Annotated in this window: 16 protein-coding genes; 15 read left to right on the top strand and 1 reads right to left on the bottom strand. The window is 77.5% G+C overall.

Annotation, left to right across the window (positions count from 1 at the left end; genetic code table 11):
* Window positions 1–98 precede the first annotated feature (98 nt).
* On the bottom strand, window positions 99–464 hold the full coding sequence (locus tag Q5761_RS07295; protein ID WP_318750055.1) for an antibiotic biosynthesis monooxygenase: 366 nt from the start codon (window positions 462–464) through the stop codon (window positions 99–101).
* Window positions 465–900: 436 nt separating this feature from the next.
* On the opposite strand from Q5761_RS07295, the gene purE reads away from it, so the two are divergent.
* The 15 genes from purE (at window position 901) to Q5761_RS07220 (ending at window position 22201) form a co-directional block, all read left to right on the top strand.
* On the top strand, window positions 901–1800 hold the full coding sequence (purE, locus tag Q5761_RS07290; RefSeq protein WP_318750054.1) for a 5-(carboxyamino)imidazole ribonucleotide mutase: 900 nt from the start codon (window positions 901–903) through the stop codon (window positions 1798–1800).
* A complete protein-coding gene (purB, locus tag Q5761_RS07285; RefSeq protein ID WP_318750053.1) occupies window positions 1797–3242 on the top strand; it encodes an adenylosuccinate lyase in 1446 nt (481 codons plus the stop codon). The genes purE and purB overlap by 4 nt, the downstream gene beginning before the upstream one ends.
* Window positions 3243–3432: 190 nt before the next feature.
* Window positions 3433–4167 (top strand): phosphoribosylaminoimidazolesuccinocarboxamide synthase, encoded by a 735-nt coding sequence (gene purC, locus Q5761_RS07280; protein WP_318750052.1) that lies wholly within the window; start codon window positions 3433–3435, stop codon window positions 4165–4167.
* Entirely contained in the window at window positions 4164–4748 is a 585-nt protein-coding gene (purS, locus tag Q5761_RS07275; RefSeq protein ID WP_318750051.1) for a phosphoribosylformylglycinamidine synthase subunit PurS, read from the top strand. Before purC ends, purS begins: the two co-directional genes overlap by 4 nt.
* 12 nt (window positions 4749–4760) lie before the next feature.
* On the top strand, window positions 4761–5849 hold the full coding sequence (gene purQ, locus Q5761_RS07270; protein ID WP_318750050.1) for a phosphoribosylformylglycinamidine synthase I: 1089 nt from the start codon (window positions 4761–4763) through the stop codon (window positions 5847–5849).
* A complete protein-coding gene (locus tag Q5761_RS07265) occupies window positions 5839–8574 on the top strand; it encodes an AIR synthase-related protein (RefSeq protein ID WP_318750049.1) in 2736 nt (911 codons plus the stop codon). The genes purQ and Q5761_RS07265 overlap by 11 nt, the downstream gene beginning before the upstream one ends.
* Complete coding sequence (purF, locus tag Q5761_RS07260; protein WP_318751626.1) at window positions 8472–9968, top strand: amidophosphoribosyltransferase; 1497 nt, start codon at window positions 8472–8474, stop codon at window positions 9966–9968. Before Q5761_RS07265 ends, purF begins: the two co-directional genes overlap by 103 nt.
* On the top strand, window positions 9965–11044 hold the full coding sequence (purM, locus tag Q5761_RS07255; protein ID WP_318750048.1) for a phosphoribosylformylglycinamidine cyclo-ligase: 1080 nt from the start codon (window positions 9965–9967) through the stop codon (window positions 11042–11044). Before purF ends, purM begins: the two co-directional genes overlap by 4 nt.
* A gap of 5 nt (window positions 11045–11049) precedes the next feature.
* Complete coding sequence (gene purN, locus Q5761_RS07250) at window positions 11050–11937, top strand: phosphoribosylglycinamide formyltransferase (RefSeq protein WP_318750047.1); 888 nt, start codon at window positions 11050–11052, stop codon at window positions 11935–11937.
* Complete coding sequence (locus Q5761_RS07245; protein ID WP_318750046.1) at window positions 11934–13868, top strand: bifunctional phosphoribosylaminoimidazolecarboxamide formyltransferase/IMP cyclohydrolase; 1935 nt, start codon at window positions 11934–11936, stop codon at window positions 13866–13868. The genes purN and Q5761_RS07245 overlap by 4 nt, the downstream gene beginning before the upstream one ends.
* Window positions 13869–14090: 222 nt before the next feature.
* Window positions 14091–15389, top strand: coding sequence for a phosphoribosylamine--glycine ligase (gene purD / locus Q5761_RS07240; protein WP_318750045.1), 1299 nt, complete (start codon window positions 14091–14093; stop codon window positions 15387–15389).
* Window positions 15390–16154: 765 nt separating this feature from the next.
* On the top strand, window positions 16155–17519 hold the full coding sequence (gene ribD, locus Q5761_RS07235) for a bifunctional diaminohydroxyphosphoribosylaminopyrimidine deaminase/5-amino-6-(5-phosphoribosylamino)uracil reductase RibD (protein WP_318750044.1): 1365 nt from the start codon (window positions 16155–16157) through the stop codon (window positions 17517–17519).
* 76 nt (window positions 17520–17595) lie between these two features.
* The gene (gene ribB, locus Q5761_RS07230) at window positions 17596–19854 is read left to right on the top strand and encodes a 3,4-dihydroxy-2-butanone-4-phosphate synthase (RefSeq protein WP_318750043.1); all 2259 of its coding nucleotides are present in this window, start codon (window positions 17596–17598) and stop codon (window positions 19852–19854) included.
* Window positions 19830–20306 carry a 6,7-dimethyl-8-ribityllumazine synthase gene (gene ribH, locus Q5761_RS07225; protein ID WP_318750042.1) on the top strand — a complete coding sequence of 159 codons (477 nt, stop codon included), beginning with the start codon at window positions 19830–19832 and terminating at the stop codon, window positions 20304–20306. The genes ribB and ribH overlap by 25 nt, the downstream gene beginning before the upstream one ends.
* Window positions 20307–20641: 335 nt before the next feature.
* A complete protein-coding gene (locus Q5761_RS07220) occupies window positions 20642–22201 on the top strand; it encodes a spore germination protein (protein ID WP_318750041.1) in 1560 nt (519 codons plus the stop codon).
* The last annotated feature ends 101 nt before the right edge of the window (window positions 22202–22302 follow it).

Below are 22302 nucleotides of genomic sequence, written 5' to 3'. Positions count from 1 at the left end.
TTACTTGCTATTTGCCTCATCCCGATTATGGGGGCGCCCCGGGCGACGGTCAACGGCCAACGGCGGCCGGGCTCGGAGGCGGGCTGCCGGCCGCGGCCTCAGGCCTGGCGCAGCACCTCGTACATCACCAGCTCGCTGCGCGCACCGGCGGAGGCCGACGGGTCGCGGTGGGCGTGCTGGAAGTGGGGGCTGCGCCGCCACGCCTCGAAGGCCTCGCGGGACGCCCACCGGGTGACCACCAGGTACTCGGCCCGGCGGGGTTCCCCGGTCGGCCCGGCGTCGGGCGCCGCGGCGGTCGGATCGGCCTGCCCGGGGTGGCCGGCGGGCGCAGCGGGCTGCCGCCGCCAGAACTCGAAGCCCAGGCAGCCGGGCACATCCTTCATGGCAGGGGCGCGCGCGAAGGCCTCCTCGAGGCGTCGCTCGCTCCCGGGCTCCGGCCAGATGCGGTTGATCACGACGAGCATGAGCGTGCCTCCCTCCGCGATCCCTTCCGGGCGGGCCGCCGTCGGCGGCCTGCCCTCGGCGGACCCGGGGCCCTGGGCGGGCCCTCGGCCCAGGGGCCGCCAATCCCAGGGTTCCTCTTCCGATGGCCCGCTCCTCCCCGGCGGGCGGGGTGGGAAGGTGAATCCGAACATTCTTCGCGAATCCTGGGGATTGACATTCGATACTGGTGCCGATGAAATCGTAAGTGACAAGAAAACGTGTTGTAGAGGACGAACGTTTTTCGCGTCCCCCGCGACGCGACCCTGCGGCGGCGATCCCCGGCCGCCGGCATCGGCGGGCCCGAGGTCCCGCGCCCGGCGGGCGGGGGGAGGGGGACCCGATCGCCAACAGGTCGCCGCGCGGTCGCCACGAGATCGCCACGAGATCGGCACGAGATCGCCACGAGGAGGGACGGCCGTGGCAGCCGAAGCGACGCCGAACCCACCGACCCAGGACGCCGAGTCCGGCGGCCGCATCCCCCGGGTCGGCATCCTCATGGGCAGCGACTCCGACCTCCCCATCCTCCGCCAGGCCTTCGAGGTGCTGAACGACCTGGGCATCCCCTTCGAAGCCACCGTGGCCTCCGCCCACCGCACGCCCGACCGGGTCGCCCGCTACGCCGCCTCGGCGGCCGACCGGGGCCTGGAGGTGCTGATCGCCGCCGCGGGCAGCGCCGCCCACCTGGCGGGCGTGGTGGCCGCCCACACGCTGCTGCCGGTCATCGGCGTGCCGCTGCAGGGCGGGGCGGCGGGGGGGCTCGATGCCCTGTTGGCGACCGCCCAGATGCCGCGCGGCGTGCCCGTCGCCACCGTGGCCCTGGACGGTGCGGCCAACGCCGCCCTGCTGGCCGCCCGCATCCTGGCGCTCAAGGATCCCGGCCTGCGGGAGCGGCTGGCGGCCTACCGCCGGCGGATGCAGGCGCGGGTCGCGGAGGCCGATCGGCGGCTCCAGGCGGAGCTGGCCCAGATCCCGGCGGCCGTGACGCCGCCCGGCGATCCCGCCGCCTGGCAGGCCGACGGTGTGCCGACCGCGGCACCGCCCGCGGACGCCGCCCCGACCGCGGCCGGCATCGGGACGGTCCACGCCGCGCACCCGGCCGGGGCGGCCGCTGACCGGCCGGCATCGCCCGGGGGCGTGGCCGGTTCGTCCGCCGCAGGGGCCCGCGGGCCGGGTCGCGGTGCCGCTCCAGGGGCAGCCGGCGCGACCGGGCGGCACGGTGAGGCGCCCGTCGCGTCCGGGCGGGCGGGGGAGGCAGCGGTCGCGACCGGGCAGGAGGGCGAGGCGCCCGCCGCGACCGGGCGGGCGGTGGCCCCATGATCGAGCGCTACACGCGGCCCGCCATGGGCCGCCTGTGGACCCTGGAGCACAAGTACGCCACCTGGCTCGAGGTCGAGCTCCTGGCCCTGGAGGCGTGGGAGGAGCTCGGCACCGTGCCCCGGGGAACCGCCGCCCGCATCCGCCAGCGGGCCCGCATCGACGTGGAGCGCATCCTGGCCATCGAGCGCCGGGTCCACCACGACGTCATCGCCTTCACCACCGCCATCGCCGAGCAGGTGGGCGACGACGCCCGCTGGGTCCACTACGGGCTGACCTCCTCCGACGTGGTGGACACCGCCCTGGCGGTCAACCTGGTCCAGGCCGTCGACCTGCTGCTCGCCGAGGTGCGCACCCTGCGGGAGGTCGTGGGGGAGCAGGCCCGCCGCCACAAGGACACGGTGATGGTCGGTCGCACCCACGGCGTCCACGCCGAGCCCATCACCTTCGGCGTCAAGCTGGCCCTCTGGTACGCCGAGCTGGGCCGCGGCCTGGAGCGGCTGGCCCGGGCGCGGCGGGCCGTGGCGGTGGGCAAGGTCTCCGGCGCCGTCGGCACCTTCGCCCACGTGGACCCGCGGGTGGAGGCCTACGTCTGCCGCCGGCTCGGCCTCGAGCCGGAGACGGTCTCCAGCCAGATCGTCGCCCGCGACCGGCACGCCGAGCTGCTGGCCGCCCTGGCGATCCTGGCCGGCACCTACGACAAGATGGCCATAGAGATCCGCCACCTCCAGCGGACCGAGGTGCGCGAGGTGGAAGAACCCTTCCGCGCCGGCCAGAAGGGCTCGTCGGCGATGCCCCACAAGCGCAACCCCGAGAAGTGCGAGCGCATCTCCGGCCTGGCCCGGGTGATCCGCGGCTACCTGGTCAGCGCCCTGGAGAACCAGGCCCTCTGGCACGAACGGGACATCTCCCACTCCTCCGTGGAGCGCATCGTCCTGCCCGACGCCCTGATCCTGGCCGACTACATGACCGCGCTGCTGACCGAGATCGTCCGGGACCTCCACGTCTACCCCGCGGCCATGGCCGCCAATCTGGAGCGGACGGGCGGCCTGATCTTCTCGCAGCGGGTGCTCCTGGCGCTGGTCGAACGCGGCCTGCGCCGCGAGGAGGCCTACGCCCTGGTCCAGGAGCTGGCCATGCGCGGCTGGCAGGGGGAGCGGCCCTTCCGCCAGCTGGTGGCGGAGGACCCGCGGGTGCGGGCGGTGCTGTCCCCGTCGGAGATCGAGGCCCTGTTCGATCCCAAGCCGTACCTGCGCCACGTGGACTTCATCTTCCGCCGGGCGGGACTCTTGCCGGACGGGGGCGGCGGGGCCGCCCCGCGACCCGGCGGCGCCGGGGCGACCGGCGGCGCGGCCACGGGCCCGGGCGGGGAGGCGGCCGCCGGCGACGGTCCCGGCCAGGGGCCGGCGGGCGGCGACGGCGGGGGTGCCACGGGCGACGGGTGATGCCGGTTCGACCGCCCGGTCGCGCCCCGGGCCGGACCGCTGCCCCGGCCGGCCCGGCCGCGTCGGCCCACGCCGCCCGCCCACGTCGCCCGGTGGCGTGCGCCGGCGACCGAGGACGCGGTCCAGCGGATGCCGCGGCATCGGATGCAGCGGCCGGCTGCGGCCGGCCGCCCACAGGGAGGGGAGCACCATGGCGTTGCCGCAGGCGCAGATCCCCCCGCGGGGCGAGCGCCTCTACGAGGGCAAGGCGAAGGTCGTCTACGCCACCGCGGACCCGGGTCTGGTGCGCATCTACTTCAAGGACGACGCCACCGCCTTCGACGGCCGCAAGCGCGGCACCATCGGCGAGAAGGGGCGCCTCAACGCCCGCATCGCCGCCCACCTGTTCCGGGTGGTGGAGGCGGGCGGCGTCCCCACCCACCTGGTGGCGGTGGCCGGGGAGCAGGAGCTGCTGGCCCGGCGGGTCGCGATCATTCCCCTCGAGGTGGTGGTGCGCAACGTCGTCGCCGGCAGCCTGGCCCGCCGCCTGGGGCTCGCCCCGGGGCAGGTCCTGGAGGAGCCGGTCCTCGAGCTCTACTACAAGCGGGACGATCTGGGCGACCCCTTGATCAACCGCGCCCACGTGCGCCTGCTGGGGATCGCCACCGCGGAGGAGCTGGACCGGATCGAGGCACTGGCCCTGGCCGTGAACCGCATCCTGCGGCCCTACCTGGCCGAGCGCGACCTGATCCTGGTCGACTTCAAGCTGGAGTTCGGGCGCAGCGGCGACGACATCCTGCTGGCCGACGAGATCTCGCCCGACACCTGCCGGCTCTGGGACCGGTCGACGGGCGAACCCCTGGACAAGGACCGCTTCCGCCACGACCTGGGCGGCGTCGCGGACGCCTACGCCGAAGTGTGGCGGCGCCTGGAGGCGAGGGGATGAGCGGGTCTGGAGCCCGGGCGCGGACCCGGCTGGCGGCGAGGGCGGAGGGGGTCCCGGTGGAGCCGGGGCGGCCGGGGAGGGGGATCCCGCCCGCCGGCGCCGCCCGAGGCGGCGAGGCGGGCGCCGGTGCGGGGGAGGCCACGCGGGGGGACGGCGCCACATCGCCCACTGGCCCCGGCCGGTTCTTCCGCGCGGTGGTGGAGGTGGACCTGCGCCCCGGCTCCCTGGACGCCCAGGGGGAGGCGGTGCGGTCGGCGCTCTGGGCCATGGGCTTCGGCGAAGTGGCCGCAGTGCGCGTGGGCAAGCGGATCGAGCTCGACCTGACGGCGCCCACGGCCGCAGCGGCGGAGGCCCGGGTGCGGACGATGGCGGAGCGGCTGCTGGCGAACCCCGTGCTGGAGGTCTTCCGGGTGCGGGTGGAACCGGCCACCGCTCGACCCGCGGCGACGCCCGGGCCGGCCGGCGCGGCGGGGGCGGCGGGGCCGACGCCCGGCCCCGTCCCGGCGGCGCCGGCTGCGCCGGGCAGGGGGCGCGGGCGGGCCGGCCCGCGGCGGCGGGCGAGGGGTGCAGCCGGCGGGTGAGGGGGATCCTGCGTGCGCCTGGCGGTGGTGCGGTTCCCGGGCTCCAACTGTGAGGTCGACGTGGCCACCGTGCTGGCCCGGGACCTGGGCCGGCGGGTGGAGATCGTGGACCATCGCCGGCGGGACCTGCGGGCCTTCGCCGGGGTGGTGCTGCCCGGGGGCTTCGCCTTCGGCGACTACCTGCGGCCCGGGGCCCTGGCCGCCCGCACGCCCGTGATGGAGGCAGTGCGGGCCTTCGCCGCGGCCGGCGGGCCGGTGCTCGGCATCTGCAACGGATTCCAGATCCTGTGCGAGGCCGGCCTGCTGCCGGGCGCCCTGCGGCCCAACCGGCAGCTCCGGTTCCAGTGCCGGCCGGTGTGGGTGCGCATCGAGGGGCCCTCGGCCCTGACGGCGGGGCTCCCTCCCGGCCGGGTCGTCCGCCTGGAGATCGCCCACGGCGAGGGGGCCTACGTCGGGGAGGAACCGGACGGCCGGCTGGTGCCGGGCCGCGGTGCGCGGGTGATCCTGCGCTACGTTGACGGCGCGGGACGGCCGGTCCCCGCGGCCAACCCCAACGGCTCGGTGGCCAACATAGCGGGCATCTGCAACGCGACGGGCAACGTGGTCGGCCTCATGCCCCATCCCGAGCGGCGGCCGGCGGAGGCGCCGGGCGGCGCGGCGGGGAGGCCGGCCCGAACCCGTCGCGCCGGCGGCGGACCCGCGGAGGGGGACGGACCGGCCTCGCGTTCCGCGGTGGCGGGGAGCGGCGCCTGCGACGGGCTCGCGCTCCTCGCCGCCTGGGCCGAACAGGCCGAGGTCTGGTGGACCCTCCGGCGGTCGGCTCGGGCCGCGGAGCCCCGGCGGTCGGGTCGGGCGGCGGGGGCCCGGTGCTCGGGTCGGGTGGAGGGGCTCCAGTGGTCGGGTCGGGAGGCGGGGGGCCGGCGGTCGGATCGGGCGGCAGGGGGTCGCGCCCCGGCCCGCCCCCAAGGGCGATCCGCGCCGACCGGGGCGGCGCCCCGGGTTCCGTCGGGACCGCCGCTGCCGCCGCGGGCGCTGGACGGCCCCGGGGGCGACGGGAGGGGTCGGGGGCGGCGGGAAGGGGGTGGAGACCGTGGGCGCTAGGACCGAGGGACGCCCCGGCCCCCGCGATCCCGATCCCCTGGATCGCTGCGATGCCCTGGCGATGGAGGGCGCCGTCGGCCGTCCCTGGGAGGCGGTGGGGCTGACCGCGGCCGAGTACCGGCGGGCCTGCGCCTTGCTGGGACGGCAGCCGAACCCGGTGGAGCTCGGGCTGATCGGCGTCCTCTGGTCGGAACACTGCGCCTACAAGCACTCCAGGCCGCTCCTCGGCCGCCTGCCCACCCGCGGTCCCCAGGTGCTGCTGGGGCCCGGCGAGAACGCGGGCGCCGTCGGCCTGGGCGACGGCACGGCGGTGGTCTTCCGCATCGAGTCCCACAACCACCCGTCCTTCGTCGAGCCCTTCCAGGGGGCCGCCACCGGGGTGGGGGGCATCCTGCGGGACGTGCTGGCCGCCGGGGCCCGGCCGGTGGCGCTGATGGACTTCCTCTGCTTCGCCGACCCCGCGGACGACGCCGCGCGGCGGCTGATCCGGGGGGTGGTGGCGGGCATCGCCGCCTACGGCAACTGCACCGGCGTGCCCGTGGTCGGGGGCCGGCTGCTCTTCGAGCCGGGGTACCGGACGAACCCGCTGGTCAACGTCCTCTGCGTGGGCGTCGCCCCCGCCCACCGGCTGCTGCGGGGCGTGGCGGCCGGACCCGGGGCGCGGCTCGTGTTGATCGGCCCCCCGACCGGCCGCGACGGCGTCCATGGGGCGACCTTCGCCTCGGCGGGCCTGGGCGGGGACGGGGACGACCGCCGTCCCGCGGTGCAGGTGGGCGATCCCCTGGCCGGCAAGGTGCTGATCGAGGCGTGCCTGGCGATGGTCGAAGCCGGGCTGGTGGCGGCCCTGCAGGATTTGGGCGCCGGCGGCCTCGGTGCGGCGGCGGCCGAGCTGGCGGCCCGGGCGGGGTGCGGCGCGACCCTCACCCTGGACCGGGTGCCCCTCCGGGAGCCGGACCTGCCCGCCGACGTGATCCTGCTGGCCGAATCCCAGGAGCGCATGCTGGCGGTGGTCGAACCGGCCCGCGTGGCCCGGGTCCGCCGCATCGCCCGCCGGTGGGGCTTGCCGGCGGTGACGGTCGGCCGGCTGGAGGGGCATGGGCGCCTGCGGGTCCGGCACCGGGGCCGGCGGGTGGCCGACGTCCCCGTCGACCTGTTGACCCGGCGCGCCCCGGTGTACGGGCCGCGGGAGGTGATGGCGACGCCGGGCGGGTCCGCCGGAGCGGCGGAGAGGGCCGACGGCCCGGCGGCGGGCGCCGTCGCCCCGGTCGCCGCCGATGGCGAGGCCTCCCCCGGGGCCACCGCGGCCCGGGGCCTCTCCCCCGCTGGCCATCGCCCGTTGCCGGCGGTCGGCCGAGGGTTGCCGGGGGACCCTGGCGGCTCGCCGGTGAACCATCGGCGCGGGCCCTTCGGGTCCCGGCCCGGGTCCCCGGCGTCGCCGGAGGACCGGCCGCGGGAGGGGCCGCCCACCCGGCTGGAAGGGGAAGGCTCCGCCCCGATCCCCGACCTGGCGGACGCCGCGGCGCTCGGCGCCGCCCTGCGGCGGTTGCTGGCCTCTCCGGCCGTCGCCGCCAAGGGCTGGGTGTACACCCAGTTCGACCACCTGGTCGGCGGCCGCACCCGGCTCCGACCGGGGGCCGGCCCGGCGGCGGTGCTGGAGGTCCCCGGCAGCGACCGGTTGCTGGCGGTGGCCATGGCGGGGACGGGACGGCAGGCGGCCGTCGACCCCTACCGGGGCGCGGCCCTGGCGGTGGCCGAGGCGGCCCTGCGGGTGAGCTGCGTCGGTGGGCGGCCCCTGGGGCTGACCAACGGCCTCAACCTGGGCGATCCCCGGCGGCCCGCGGTCTACGGCCAGCTGGCCGGCCTGATCGACGGCCTGGCGGCCGCGTGCCGGGCCCTCGACCTGCCGGTCACCGGCGGCAACGTCAGCCTGTACAACGAGACGGCGGGTCGGGACATCGACCCGACGGTGGCGGTGGGGGTGGTGGGGGCGATCCCGCCGCCGGGCCGCTGGGCCTGCGGCTTCTTCCCCGAGCCCGGCCTGGCCGTGGCCCTGCTGGGCTCGCTGGCCGGTCACCTGGCCGGCAGCGAATACCACAAGCGGTGTCACGGCCGGGTCGAGGGTCCGCTGCCCGAGGTCCCCTGGAGGCTCCAGCGCCGGCTCCAGCAGCTGCTGCAGGAGGCGGTGGCCCAGGGGTGGGTGGTGGCGGCGCGGCCCGTCGGGCGAGGGGGCCTGCTGGTCGCCCTGGCGAAGATGGCGTTCCCCGGCGGCCCGATCCCCCCAGGGGGCGACGGCGGCGCCACGGCCCTGGGCGTCGCGGTCACCCTCCCCGATCGGGATGGGGAGCCCGCCGCCGGTCGGTGGGATGCGGTGTTCTTCGGCGAGGGCCCGGCCCGCGCCCTGGCGGCCGTGGATCCGGCAGCCCTGGAGGCGCTGGCGCGCCGGGCGGCGGAGCTCGGCGTCCCGTGCCGGCTGCTGGGCACGGTGACCGGGCCGGGAGGGCGGCTCACGGTGCGGGCGGGCGGCCGCACCTGGCTGGACGACCCCGTGGCGGAGCTCTGGACGGTGTGGGAGGGGGCGCTGCCATGCCTTCTGGACGAACCGGCCCGCGGGAGGCATGCGGCATCATCGGCATCTGGGGCCATCCCGAGGCGGTGGCCTGGACCGTCCGGGGGCTCCATGCCCTGCAGCACCGCGGGCAGGAGAGCGCCGGCGTCGCCGCCCTGACCCCGGACGGGCGCCTCGTGGTCCGGAAGGCGGCGGGCCTGGTGGGGACGGTCTTCCCCGATCCCCGGCATCACCCCTGGTGCCCGCCGGGCGCGGCGGCCGCCATCGGGCACGTGCGCTACGCCACCGCCGGCGACCCCGGGCCCGGGAACGCCCAGCCCCTGGTCTTCCCCGGGGTGGCGGCGGGCGGTCTCGATGCCTTCGCCCTGGCCCACAACGGCCAGCTGGCCGGCGGCGTCCGCTGGCGCCAGGTGCTGGCTCGGCGCGGCGTGACCCTGGCGACCACCGCCGACAGCGAGATCATCGGCCACGTGGCCGCGCGGCTGGCCGGGCTCGGCCGCGCGGGGGGGCCCGCCCGCCCGGGGACGCCCGCGGGGGAGGCGACCGGCGCCGACCAGGGCCCGCCCCTCCCACCCCTGGCCCTGCTCCGCGCCCTGGCGGCGGTGCGGGGCGCCTTCGCCGTGGTCGTCCTTACGCCCCGGGGGCTGCTGGCGGCGCGGGATCCCTGGGGCATCCGCCCCCTGGTGCTGGGACGGGTCGGCGACGCCTGGGCCGTGGCGTCGGAGAGCTGCGCCCTGGAGACGGCGGGCGGCCGGGTCGAGGGCGAGGTGCCGCCGGGGCAGTGGATCTGGATCACCGACGGGCGCGACCTCGCGCGGGGCCCCCTGCCCGGGCGGGCCGCCCGCGGCGGCGCGCGCGAGGCCTTCTGCCTGTTCGAGTACATCTACTTCGCCCGGCCCGACAGCCGCTTCGGCGGGCGCAGCGTCTACGCCGTCCGCAAGGAGCTGGGGCGGCGCCTCGCCCTGCTGCATCCCGCCCCCGCCGACGTGGTGGTCGGGGTGCCGGACTCGAGCCTGCCCGCCGCGGCCGGCTACGCCGAGGCGGCCGGCCTGCCCCACGAGCTCGGGCTGGTGAAGAACCGGTACGCGGGCCGGACCTTCATCCGTCCCGACGCGCGGTCCCGGGAGGAGGCGGTGCGGCTGAAGCTGCGACCCGTGCCCGACGTCGTGGCGGGCCGCCGGGTGGTGCTGGTGGACGATTCCCTGGTGCGGGGCACCACCGCCCGCTGGCTCGTGGCCGCCCTGCGGGAGGCGGGGGCCCGGGAGGTCCACCTACGCATCACGGCCCCGCCCTACCGCTTCCCGTGTCACTTCGGCGTCGACACCAACACGCCCGGGGAACTCCTGGCCGCCGGCCGGTCGCCGGAGGCGGTGGGCCGGGCCCTCGGCGCCGACTCCCTGGCGTTCCTCTCGCTGGAGCAGGTGGTGGCCGCCACGGGGCGGCCCGCGGCCAACCTCTGCCTCGGCTGCTTCACCGGCGCCTATCCGCTGGACCCGGGCGGCAAGGACCGACGCCGGCCGGTGGCCAGGGGATCCGGGAGGGGTGCACCGTGACGGACCGGCACGCCGGGCAGGGGAGGGACGCCCTGACCTACCGGGGCGCCGGCGTGGACCTGGACGCGGCGGAGGCCGTCGTCGGCCGCATCGCCCGCGAGGCAGCCCGGGCCCGCCGGGCCGAGGTGGTGGGCGGCCTGGGCGGCTTCGCCGGGTTCTTCCGGTGGGAGGGGCAGGTCCTGCTGGCGGCGACCTGCGACGGCGTCGGCACCAAGCTGGCGGTGGCCCTGGAGTGCGACGCCCTGGAGGCCATCGGCCGCGACCTGGTGGCGATGAACGTCAACGACCTGCTGGTCCACGGGGCGGAGCCCCTCTTCTTCCTCGACTACGTGGCCGTGGAGCGGCTCGACGCGGAACGGGTGGCGAGGGTGGTGCGGGGCATGGCCGACGCGTGCCGCGAGGTCGGTTGTGCCCTGCTGGGCGGCGAGACGGCGGCGATGCCGGGGCTGCTTCCGCCGGGCGGCATGGAGCTGGCGGGCTTCGCCGTCGGATGGGTGGCCGCGGACCGCCTCGTCGACGGGCGCAGGGTCCAGCCGGGCGACGCGATCCTGGGGCTGCCCGCCTCGGGTCCCCACAGCAACGGGTTCTCCCTGATCCGGCAGGTGGTGGCGGCCGCCGGCGCCCGCTGGGACGACCCGCTGCCCGGGACGGGCCGCACCCTGGCCGAGGCGGCGCTGGTGCCGACCCGGATCTACGCCGCCGCGGTCCGGCGGCTGCTGGCGGAGTTCGACGTGCGCGCCATGGCCCACATCACGGGTGGCGGGCTGCCGGGCAACGTGCCGCGCACGCTGCCGGAGGGGTGCCGGGCCGTCATCCACTGGGGGCGCTGGGCGGTCCCGCCCCTCTTCCGGTGGATCCAGCGCCGCGGCCCCGTGGCCTGGGGCGAGATGGCGCGGGTGTTCAACCTGGGCATCGGGTTCACGGTGGTGGTGCCCCAGGCCCAGGCGCCGGCGGCGGCCCGCGCGGCGGCCGCGGTGCTGGGCGAGGAGGTGCCCGTGATCGGGCGGATCGCGGCCGGGCCGCGGGGCGTCACCTTCGATCCGCCACCGGGCGCGGATCCGGTCGCCGGGGGATGAGGGGCTTGGCGCCTGCCGACGCGTGCCGGATCGTCGTGCTGGCCTCGGGCGCCGGGACGAACCTGCAGGCGCTGCTGGACGCCGAGCGGCGGGGGCGCCTGGGCGGCCGCATCGTGGCGGTCCTGTCGGATCGTCCCGGGGCGGGGGCGCTGGACCGGGCCCGGGCGGCGGGCAAGCCGGCGGTGCTGATCCGGCCCGACGGCGGGATGGCGGCCGCGGACCGGGCCGGTTCGTCCGGAAGGGGAGCGCCGATCCAGGCCCAGGCCGGCGGCCGGGTCCGGCCCGGCGGCCCGCGGGCGCCCGGCGAGACCGGGGGGCGGACCGACGCCCGCGGCGGTGGCACCGGGGGGCGGCGGGACGGCGGCCCATCCGGCGCCGTCGGGGACCGGTCGGCCTGGGACCGGGCGATCCTCGCCGAGCTGGGGCGCTGGCGCCCGGATCTGGTGGTGCTGGCGGGATTCATGCGCATCCTGGGGCCGGCCGTCGTCGCGGCGTACCGGAACCGCATCCTCAACGTCCACCCCTCGCTGCTGCCGGCCTTCCCGGGCAAGGACGCCCCGCAGCAGGCCCTGGCGCACGGGGTCAAGGTCACGGGGTGCACCGTCCACTTCGTGGACGAGGGGGTGGACACCGGGCCCATCCTGCTCCAAGCCCCCGTGCCCGTGCTGGAGGGCGACGACGCCGCGACCCTGCACCGCCGCATCCAGGCGGTGGAGCACCGCCTCTACCCGGCGGCCGTGCGGCTGGTCGCCACGGGACGGGTCCGGGTCGAGGGACGGCGGGTGCGGCTCCTGGGGCCCGCGGGGCGGCCGTGGCGGGAGGCCGGGGCGCAGGGGCCGGATGGCCGTGGAAGGCCACCTTGGAAGGCCGGCGATGGAGGTCGATGGCGTTGATCCGAGGGACGCGCACCACGGAAGGGGCCCATCGGGGCGTGGCGGCCGGGACGGCCGAGACGGGGGACCGGCCCGGCCCCGCCGCCGGGGCCCCGGGGGCCAGGGCGGCTGCGGCGCGCCGGCCCCGGGCCCTGCTCAGCGTCGCCGACAAGACGGGCATCGTCGCGTTCGCCCGGGTGCTGCACGAACGGGGATGGGATCTGGTCTCCACGGGGGGCACGGCCCGGGCGCTGGCGGCGGCCGGCCTGCCGGTGATCCCCGTGGCGCAGGTGACGGGGTTCCCCGAGCTGCTGGACGGCCGGGTCAAGACCCTGCACCCGGCCATCCACGCGGGCATCCTGGCCCGGCGCCACCGCCCGGACGACATGGCCGCCCTCGAGGACCACGGGATCGTCCCCGTCGACCTGGTGGCGGTCAACCTGTACCCCTTCGCCGAAGCCGCCGCCACCGGGGCGGCCGGCGAGGCGCTGCGGGAACAGATCGACATCGGCGGGCCGGCCCTGATCCGGGCGGCGGCGAAGAACTGGCCCGACGTCGTCGTGCTGGTGGATCCCGCCGACTACCCCCGGGTGGCGGAAGCCCTCGGGCGGGCGGACGGCGTGCCCAGCGCCCTGCGGCGGGTGCTGGCGGTGAAGGCGTTCCGCCACACCGCCTTCTACGACGCCTTGATCGCGACCGTCCTGGCCGGCGAGGGCGAGGCCCGGGACGAGGCGGGGTGGCCCGACCCGCTGGTCCTGCCCTTGCGGCTCGAGGCCGTGCTGCGGTACGGGGAGAACCCTCACCAGCGCGCGGCGCTCTACCGGCTGGCGGTCCCGGAGCCGGCCGCCGTCGACGCCCCGGCCGGCTCCGACGACGGTGCCCGCGCGGACGGGGCGCCCGCGGAGGGCCAAGCGGCGCCCGACCCGTCCGGTGCCGGCCCCGGCGGTGCGCCCGCGGAGGAGCAGGCGCCGGCCGGCGCCGTCTCCGGGGCGGGTCACGTGCGACCGCCCGCGGCCCTGCGGGCGGCTCCCGCCGGCGCCCCGCCCGGGCGGACCGCCGACCACCGGCCGCCGGCGGCCGGGTTCGTCCAGCACCAGGGCAAGCCGATGTCGTACAACAACTGGCTCGACGCCCTGGCGGCCTGGCGGGCGGTGCAGGAGTTCGATCGGCCGGCGGCGGTGGCGGTCAAGCACGCCACCCCCTGCGGCGTCGGCGCCGCGCCGACCCCCGCGGAGGCCTTCCGGCGGGCGCGGGATGCCGATCCGGAGTCGATCTTCGGCGGGATCGTCGCCTTCAACCGGCCCCTGGATACCGCGACGGCCGAGGTGCTGGCCGAGGTCTTCCTCGAGGTGGTGGTGGCGCCGGCCGTCCCCTCCGAGGCGCTGGCGATCCTGGCGCGGCGCAGGAACCTGCGGGTGCTGGCGGCGGACGGAGGCGGGGTGCCGGTCGGGACGCCGTCGGGGTCGGGGGTGGCGGCGTGGGAGGTGCGCGGCGGCGGTCCCCTCTGGCTGATCCAGGAGGCGGACCCCCCGATCCCGCGGGACGTCCGCGCCACGTGGCGGCCGGTGACCCGGGCGGTGCCCACCGCCGCCCAATGGGAGGCCCTGGACTTCGCCTGGCGGGCCGTCAAGGCGTGCCGGTCCAACGCCATCGTGGTGGCGGCCGCCCACCCGGAGGGCGGCTGGCAGACCCTGGGCATCGGCGCCGGCCAGACCAGCCGCGTCCGGGCGGTGGAACAGGCGCTGGCGCAGGCGGGCACGGGGGCGAGGGGGGCGGTGCTGGCCTCCGACGGCTTCTTCCCCTTCCCCGATGCGGTGGAGCGGGCGGCGGCCGCCGGGATCGCCGCCATCGTCCAGCCGGGCGGCTCGGTGCGGGACCGCGAGGTGATCGCCGCCGCCGACGCCGCGGGCATCGCCATGGTGTTCACCGGCCGGCGCCACTTCCGGCACTGAGGCCGCCCCTTCCGGCACGGAGGCGGCCGCCGCCGGCCCCGGGCCCGCCGGCCCGGGGCCGGCGTGGGGCCGGCGCTGGAAGAGGCACCCCGGCACCGGCAGCCGGGCCCGGCGCGGGAAGGGCCACCCCTGGCACCGGCAGCCGGGCCCGGCGCGGCAGGAGCGAGCATCGCGGCACCGGCGGCCCAGGCGGTGCCGGAATGAGAATTGGGGGGCGTTGCGATGCGCGTCGCCATCGTCGGCAGCGGTGGGCGGGAGCACGCCCTGGCCCGGGCGCTGCTCCGCAGCCCCCGGGTCCAGCGCGTGCTGGCGCTCCCGGGCAGCGACGGCATGGCCGCGTCGGGGGTCGAATGCCTAGGCGGCGATCCGCTGGACCTGGACGACGCGGTGCGCCGGCTGGCTGCCCGGAGGGTGGACCTGGTGGTGGTGGGCCCCGAGGCCCCGCTGGTGGCCGGGCTCGCCGACCGGCTGGAGGCGGCGGGCATCGCCGTCTTCGGACCGCGGCAGGCGGCCGCCCGCATCGAGGGCAGCAAGGCCTTCGCCAAGGCCTTCATGGCCCGGCACGGCATCCCCACCGCGGCCGGGCGCGTCTTCGACGACCCGGCGGAGGCCGAGGACTTCCTGCGGCGCAACCCCGGACCGTGGGTGGTCAAGGCCGACGGGCTGGCGGCGGGCAAGGGTGTGTTCGTCTGCGCCGACGCGGCGGCGGCGCGGGCCGCCGTCCACCGCCTGATGCGCCAGGGCGCCCTGGGGACGGCCGGTCGGCGGGTGGTCATCGAGGAGCGGCTGGAGGGCCGGGAGGTCTCGGTGCTGGCGATCACCGACGGCGAACGGGTGCACCCGCTGGCGCCGGCCCGGGACTACAAGCGCCTCGCGGACGGCGATCGCGGACCCAACACGGGCGGCATGGGCGCCTTCTCGCCGGTGCCCGACGTGACGTCGGAGCTTCTGGACCAGATCCGCCGGCGCATCCTCGAGCCCGCGGTGGCGGGCCTGGCGGCGGAGGGCCGTCCCTTCCGCGGCGTGCTGTACGCCGGGCTGATGCTGACCGCCGCGGGGCCCCAGGTGCTGGAGTTCAACTGCCGCTGGGGCGATCCCGAGGCTCAGGTGCTGATCCCGCGGCTGGCCACGGACCTGGCCGCCCTGTGCTGGGAGGTGGCGACGGGCCGCCTGCCCGCCGCGGCCCCCACGTGGTGGCCCGACGCGGCGGTGTGCGTCGTGCTGGCGGCCCCGGGATACCCGGACGAACCGGCCCGCGGCCTGCCCATCACCGGCCTCGAGGAGGCGGCGGCGCTGCCGGGGGTGTGGATCGACCACGCGGGAACGCGGCGGGAGGGGGGCCGCTGGGTGACGGCCGGCGGCCGCGTGGTCGGCGTCACGGCCCGCGGGCCCACCCTGGCGGAGGCGCGCCGCCGGGCCTACGAGGCGGTGGCCCGCATCGACTTCCCGGGTCGCCAGTTCCGCCGCGACATCACCCTCGACGTGCCGGGCCCGGACGGGCCGACCGCCGCGAGGGGCTAGACGCCGGCATCCGCCGGCTCGCCGGCAGCGGCCGGCGTCTCGGGAGGGACCGCGCCGCGAAGGGCCCGCCGGTCGAGGCCGGGCTCCGGCTGCCGGGCTGGGCCGGCTCGGGCCGCCGGGCTTCACCGGCTCCCGCCATCCCGCCATCGCGATCGAGGACGGGGGGCGGGGTCGGCAGGAGTTCGGCGGTCGGCCGCGAACAGCATTGAAGCAGACGTTTGTGAACGGCGTCACAATCCCAGAGGTCGTTGGCCAGTCCGTGTCTCCTTCGGGGCAGGGTGAGGTGACCGGGGACCGGCATGCGGTCGGTTCCCCGGGGCACCAATTCCCGACCGGCGGTGATGCGTGGCGCCCGTGGCGCCACGACGAGCCCGCGAGCCGCCGGGCGGCGCGGTCGACGCCGCCCGGGGCAGGAGCCGGTGCGATCCCGGCGCCGACGGTATAGTCCGGACGGGAGAAGGAGGCAGGGGCCGCGGCTGTCCGCGTCGCTCGGCCAGTCGAGGACCCGCCTGCGTCCCGCCCCGGTGGTGCCCGGGGCGGTTTCCGTCTTGGTGGTGCCGCGGGGTTTCTTCCGTCTTGGTGGTGCCCGGGCGGTTCTCGGCGTCGCCGGGTGCCGGCATGCGCGCGTGTCCAAGGAGGGGCCGCCGCCCGGCGGCGGGCGCCCCGCGCCCGGCGGCGGGCGTCCCGGCAGCACCCTCCCTCCCCGTCTCCCCACCCTTGCCCCGCCCGGTGCATGCCGCATCCGCTGCGAGGGAGTTGAGGTCCATGGATGTGCCCCTTGCCGCCGCCGCCGGCGGGAACGGCGAGCCGCCGGCGGACGGCGGGACGGCCGGCGTGCCGGCCGGCGCGGCGGCCCGCCCGCAGGCCTGGACGCCCGCCGACCGGGCGTTCATGCGGCGGGCGCTGGAGCTGGCGGCCCGAGCCCGCGGCCGGACCCATCCGAACCCGATGGTCGGGGCCGTGGTCGTCCGCGAGGGGACGGTGGTCGGCGAGGGCTTCCACCGGCGGGCGGGTGCGCCCCACGCCGAGGTGGAGGCGCTGCGCATGGCCGGGCCCCAGGCGCGGGGGGCCACCCTCTACGTGACCTTGGAGCCGTGCTGCCACCACGGCCGCACCCCGCCGTGCACCGACGCCCTCATCGCGGCCGGCCTGCGCCGGGTGGTGGTGGCCATGCCCGACCCGGACCCGCGGGTCGCCGGCAAGGGCATAGCGGTCCTGGCCGCCGCCGGCATCGACGTGGCCGTGGGCTTGGAAGAGGCCGCGGCCCGGCGGCTGAACGAGGCGTACATCGTCCACCGCCGGCTGGGTCGACCGATGGTCACCGCCAAGTATGCGATGACGCTGGACGGGCGGATCGCCACCGTCCGCGGCGACAGCCGCTGGGTGAGCGGGGCCCGGGCCCGCCGGTGGGTCCACCGCCTGCGGGACCGCGTCGACGCCATCCTGGTCGGCGTGGGCACGGTCCTCGCCGACGACCCGCAGCTCACCGTCCGGCTGCATCCGGGCGGCCGCGACCCGATCCGCATCGTCCTCGACAGCCATGCCCGCACGCCCCCCACCGCCCGGGTGGTCCAGGTGGTCCGCCGCTCGCCGGCTCCGACCTGGGTGGCCGTCACCCCGGCCGCCCCGGCCCAGCGGGTCCGGCGCCTCGAAGTCGCCGGCGCCCGCATCCTGACCATCCCCGCCGGCCCCGACGGCCGCGTGTCCCTGCCCCACCTGCTACGAACGCTGGCCGCCGAGGGCATCGTCCACCTGCTGGTCGAGGGCGGCGCCACGGTTCACGGTGCCTTCTTCGGCGCGGAGCTGGTGGACCGCGTGGTGGCCCTGGTGGCACCCAAGCTGGTCGGCGGCGAGGCCGCCCCCGGGCCTATCGGCGGGCAGGGCGTGGACCGGATGGACGAGGCGCCGGTCCTGACGCGGGTGTCCGCCCGCCGGCTGGGGCGAGATTGGCTGGTCGGCGGTTACCTCAACGACCCCGTGACCCTGGAGGACCGCGCCGCGCCCGGACCGGGAGCGGCGCCGCCGGGCTCCGCCGTCCACCCCGCGCCGGCGGGACCGGCGCGAGGCCCCGGGGTCCCTGCGCCGGCCGGGGGCCCGGCGGGCCCGGCCGGAGGCGGCCGCCCACGCTGAGGGGCGTGGCGGGGTGCGGGCCGGATCCGACGGATGGACGCCCGGTGCGGGTCGAGACCCGGAGGAGGTGGACCGGATGTTCACGGGCATCGTCGCCGGGACCGGTCGGTGCGTCGCGGTGCGCAGGGTCGACGGCGGCGTCGAGCTCGAGGTCGAGGCGCCGTTTCTCGACGGCGCCCGCCCGGGGGACAGCGTGGCGGTCAATGGGGTGTGCCTCACGGTGACGGCGGCCGACGGCGGGCGGCTCACCTTTACGGCGGTGTCCGAAACCCTGCGGCGGACGACCCTGGGCGATCTGCGGGCGGGCGACGTGGTCAACCTCGAACCCGCCCTGCGCTGGGGAGAGCCGGTGGGCGGCCATCTGGTCCACGGCCACGTCGACGGGACGGGCACGGTGCGCGCCGTCGCCCGGCACGGTGGCGAGGTGCGGATGGCGGTGGAGGCGCCGGAGGCGCTGGTGCCCTTTCTCGCGCCCAAGGGCTCGGTGGCGGTGGACGGGGTCAGCCTGACCGTCGTCTCCGTCGAGGGGAACCGGTTCACCGTCGCCCTGATCCCCCACACCCTGGAGCGCACCACCCTGGGGCGGCGGCGGGTGGGGGACCGAGTGAACCTTGAGGTCGACGGCCTGGCCCGTTATCTCATGCGGTGGCATGCGGTGAGCGCCGGCGCCGGCGGCGCCGGCCCGCGGGGGCGCGGGACCGGGGGCGCGGAGGACGACGCGGCGCCGGACGGCCACGGGGCGGCCGGCCCCGGCCCGTGCTCGAGCGCGACGCCCGACGGCGCGGGCGCCGGCGATCCCGTGGCCCGGGTGGAGGCGGCCCTGACGGCGCTGCGGGCGGGCGGCATGGCGGTGGTGCTCGACGACGCCGACCGGGAGGGCGAGGGCGACCTGGTGGTGGCCGCCCAGCACGCCACCCCGGCCCACGTCAACTTCATGCTGCAGTGGGGGCGGGGGCTGATCTGCGCCGCCATGGCGGAGGCACGCTGCCAGGCCCTGGATCTCCCCCTGATGGTAAATCCGCCCGGCGATCCCATGGGGACGCCCTTCACCGTCTCGGTCGACGCGCGGCAGGGCGTCACCACCGGCATCTCCGCCGCCGACCGGGCGCGGACGCTGCGGGTCCTGGCCGATCCGGCCAGCCGACCGGGGGACCTGGTCCGTCCGGGTCACGTGTTCCCCTTGCGGGCGCGGCCGTGGGGCGTCCTCCAGCGGCGCGGCCACACCGAGGCCGCCGTCGACCTGATGCGGTTGGCCGGACTCGAGCCCGTGGCGGCGATCTGCGAGATCCTGGGGCCCGACGGCGAGGCGGCCAGGCCGGACGCCATCGTCGCGTGGGCTGCCTACCACGGCTTGCCGTGGGTGCGGGTGTCCGACGTGCTCGCCTACCGCGTGCGGCGGGAGCGCCTGGTGCGGCCGGTGGCCGCCACCCGCCTGCCCACCCCGTACGGCCCGTTCCGGCTGCTGGCCTTCGAGTACGGCCCCAGCGGCGCCGTCCACCTCGCCCTGACCCTCGGGTGGGAGGGCCCGATCCCGTCCCAGGACCCGGAGGGCGCCGGGGGTCTCCCTGCGCCGGACGGGCGCTCCGGGGCCATGACCCCGGGCGGCGCACCGGCGCCATCGGATCCGGCGCCGCGCCCTGCCGGCACCGACCCGGCGCCCGTCCTGGTCCGGTTGCACAGCCAGTGCCTCACCGGTGACGTCTTCGGGTCGCTGCGCTGCGACTGCGGCGACCAGCTGCAGGCGGCGTTGGCGGCCATCGCCCGCGAGGGCCGGGGCGTGCTGGTGTACCTCCAACAGGAGGGACGGGGCGTGGGCCTGGTGGCCAAGCTTCAGGCCTACCAGCTGCAAGACGGGGGCCTGGACACGGTGGAGGCCAACCAGGCCCTGGGCCTGCCCGTCGATGCGCGGGACTACGCCGCGGCGGCTCAGATCCTCCGCGCCCTGGGCGTCGAGGCCGTCCGCCTGCTGACCAACAACCCGGACAAGCTGGCGCAGCTGGAACGCTACGGCATCCGGGTGGTGGAGCGGGTGCCGCTGCCGCCGGTGTGGCGTCGGGAGAACCGCCGCTACCTGCTGGCGAAGCGCCGCCGGTTGGGGCACTGGATCGGCGGACCGGACGAACCGGCCGGGGAACCCGGGCCGGAGGACCCCGAGCAGCGCCTGTTCCCGGCCGCACCGGGGGCCCCCTTCGAGGAGGCGGCGCCGACCGTCCAGGTCGACCTGCACGCCGGCACCGGCGCGGGTGCCCCGGACGCGGCCGGGGTGGCGCGGGCCGCGGAAGGCGCTGCGGAGAGCGGAGGGGAGGAGCCATGGCGGTCTACGAGGGAAGGCTGAACCCTGGCGGGATCCGTCTGGCGCTGGTGGTGGCACGGTACAACCGCCCCATCACGGAGGCCCTTCTGACGGGCGCCCAGGAGGCGCTGCGCCGCCACGGCGTGCCGGCCGAGGCCGTGGACGTGGTCTGGGTGCCCGGCTCCTTCGAGCTGCCGGTGACGGCCCGCCGCCTGGCGGCGACCCGGCGCTACCACGCGATCGTCGCCCTGGGGGCGGTGCTCAAGGGGGAGACGGCCCACTTCGAATACGTGGCCGGTGCCGCGGCCCAGGGGTTGATGCAGGCGGGCCTCGCCACCGGCGTGCCGGTGATCTTCGGGGTGCTCACCTGCGAGACCCTGGAGCAGGCCCTCGACCGCACGGGGTTGCGGGCGGGCGACCGGGGGGCCGAGGCGGCGCTGGCCGCCCTGGAGATGGCCAACCTGTTCCGCGAGCTGCCCGAGGGGCCCGCATGAGGCCTGGCCTGGCGTGCCGTGCCCTGCTCGTGGCCGACCGGGCGCCCGGGGTTCCGGGCCGGGCGCGAGCCGTCCCGGACCGGGCACCCGTGGACGGCCGGGGGTGATGCGGTCCACCTGGGAGGTTGGCACCCGATCCGGACCCGATCCCCCGTCCCGCCGCGGTGCCGGGGACGCGCGATGGCGCGGACCGGCGAAGCGCGGACCGGCTGCGGCCTCAGGGCGGAGGCGTCGGACCCCGGCAACCCCGAGCGTCGCTCCCTGGCGGGCTGGGCCGGAATGGGGCCGCTGCCACCGGCGCATGCTGATGGCATGCCGGGGGGTGGCGGTGTCCGGTGACCGAGGCGCGCCGGCGGGCCCAGGTGGCCCAGCAGGTTCAGGAACTGGAGCGGCTCTCCTCCGCTCTGGCGGAGCGGCTCGGGGACCTGGTCCAGGAGCTGCGATCGTCCGCCCGGGCCGGCATGACCGGGGGCTTCACCGGTTCGGTGGCCGTGGACGTGGAGCGGCTGCGGGCGGCCCTCTACCACACGGCCGACCTGAACGTGCGGTTCTTCCGGCGGCGGGGGCGGCAGGTGGCCGCGCTGCTCTTCCTGGAGCCCCTGGTGGACACCCAGCGGCTCAAGGGCCTGGTGGAAGACCTGGACCAGTACCTGCGCCAGGGGCCGCGCAAGGTGGCGCCCGACCCCACCTGGTGGCGCTTCAGCGACGAGGCCGAGGCCCTGCCCGGGCTCGACGAGACGGTGACCCGCCTGCTGACGGGGCACGCCGTGCTCTGCCTGGAGGGCTTCGCCCAGGTGTGGGTCTTCGAGGTGCGGCTGTTCCGCCAGCGGGCCGTGGAGGAGCCGGCCGCCGAGCGGTTGGTCCGCGGACCGCGGGACGGGTTCGTCGAGAACACGGAGGTCAACGTCGGCCTGGTGCGGCAGCGGCTGGTCACGCCCAAGCTGGTGGTGCGCGTCTACCGCCTCGGGGACGTGGCGCGAACCCGGGTGAGCTTGCTCTATTTGGAGGGCATCGCCCCGGTGCCGCTGATCGCCGAGGTGGAACGCCGGCTGGCCCGGGTGCGCAGCGACTCGTTGCTGGACACCGGCCAGCTCGAGCAGTGGCTGGAAGACCGCCCCCACTCCCCGTTCCCCCAGCTCATGGAGACCGAGCGCCCGGATCGGGTGGTGGCCAACCTCCTGGCGGGCCGCTTCGCCCTCTTCGTCGACGGCAGCCCCTTCGCCCTGGTCGGTCCCGCGCTGTTCAACCAGCTGTACCAGTCGCCGGAGGACTACTACCAGCGCTGGCTGATCTCCACCCTGATCCGCCTGATCCGCCTGCTGGCCATGGCGCTGGCGCTGCTGATGCCGGCGCTGTACATCGCCTTCGTGTCCTTCCACCCCGAGATGATCCCCACGCCCCTGGCGGTGCTGCTGGCCGCCATGCGGGGCGGCGTGCCCTTCCCCGCCATCGGCGAGGCGCTGCTCCTGGAGACGGCGGTGGAGATCCTGCGCGAGGCGAGCATCCGGTTGCCCGGCCCCATCGGGCCCGCCATCAGCATCGTCGGCGGCCTGATCATCGGCGAGATGACCGTCTCCGCCGGTCTCGTCAGCCCGGCCATGGTCATCGTCGTCGCCGTCACCACCATCGGCTCCTTCGCCGCGCCCACCTACAGCGCTGCCATCGCCCTGCGCATCCTGCGGTACCCGCTGATGCTGGCGGCCTCGGTGTTCGGGCTCTACGGCGTGGTCATCGGGCTGCTCCTGATCGTGGTCCACCTGGCGGATCTGGAGTCCTTCGGCATCCCCTACCTGTATCCGTACACCCCGCCGCGGTCGCTGCGGGAGCTGCGGGACACGCTGATCCGGGCGCCCCTGCCCGCGGTCCAGCGCGGCGAGGGGGCGACGCGGCCGTAGCGGGTCCGGCCGGGGGCCGGTTCGTCCGGGGCGGGAGGCGGCCGGGGGTGGCCCGGCCGAAGGGCGCACGGCGCCCCGGCGGGCCGGCGGAGGACGAGGGG

Source organism: Thermaerobacter composti, assembly GCF_033582035.1.
Taxonomy (GTDB): Bacteria; Bacillota; Sulfobacillia; order Thermaerobacterales; family Thermaerobacteraceae; genus Thermaerobacter; species Thermaerobacter composti.
Note: the sequence above shows the minus strand (reverse complement) of the source record. Positions and strands in the feature narration are given on the sequence as shown.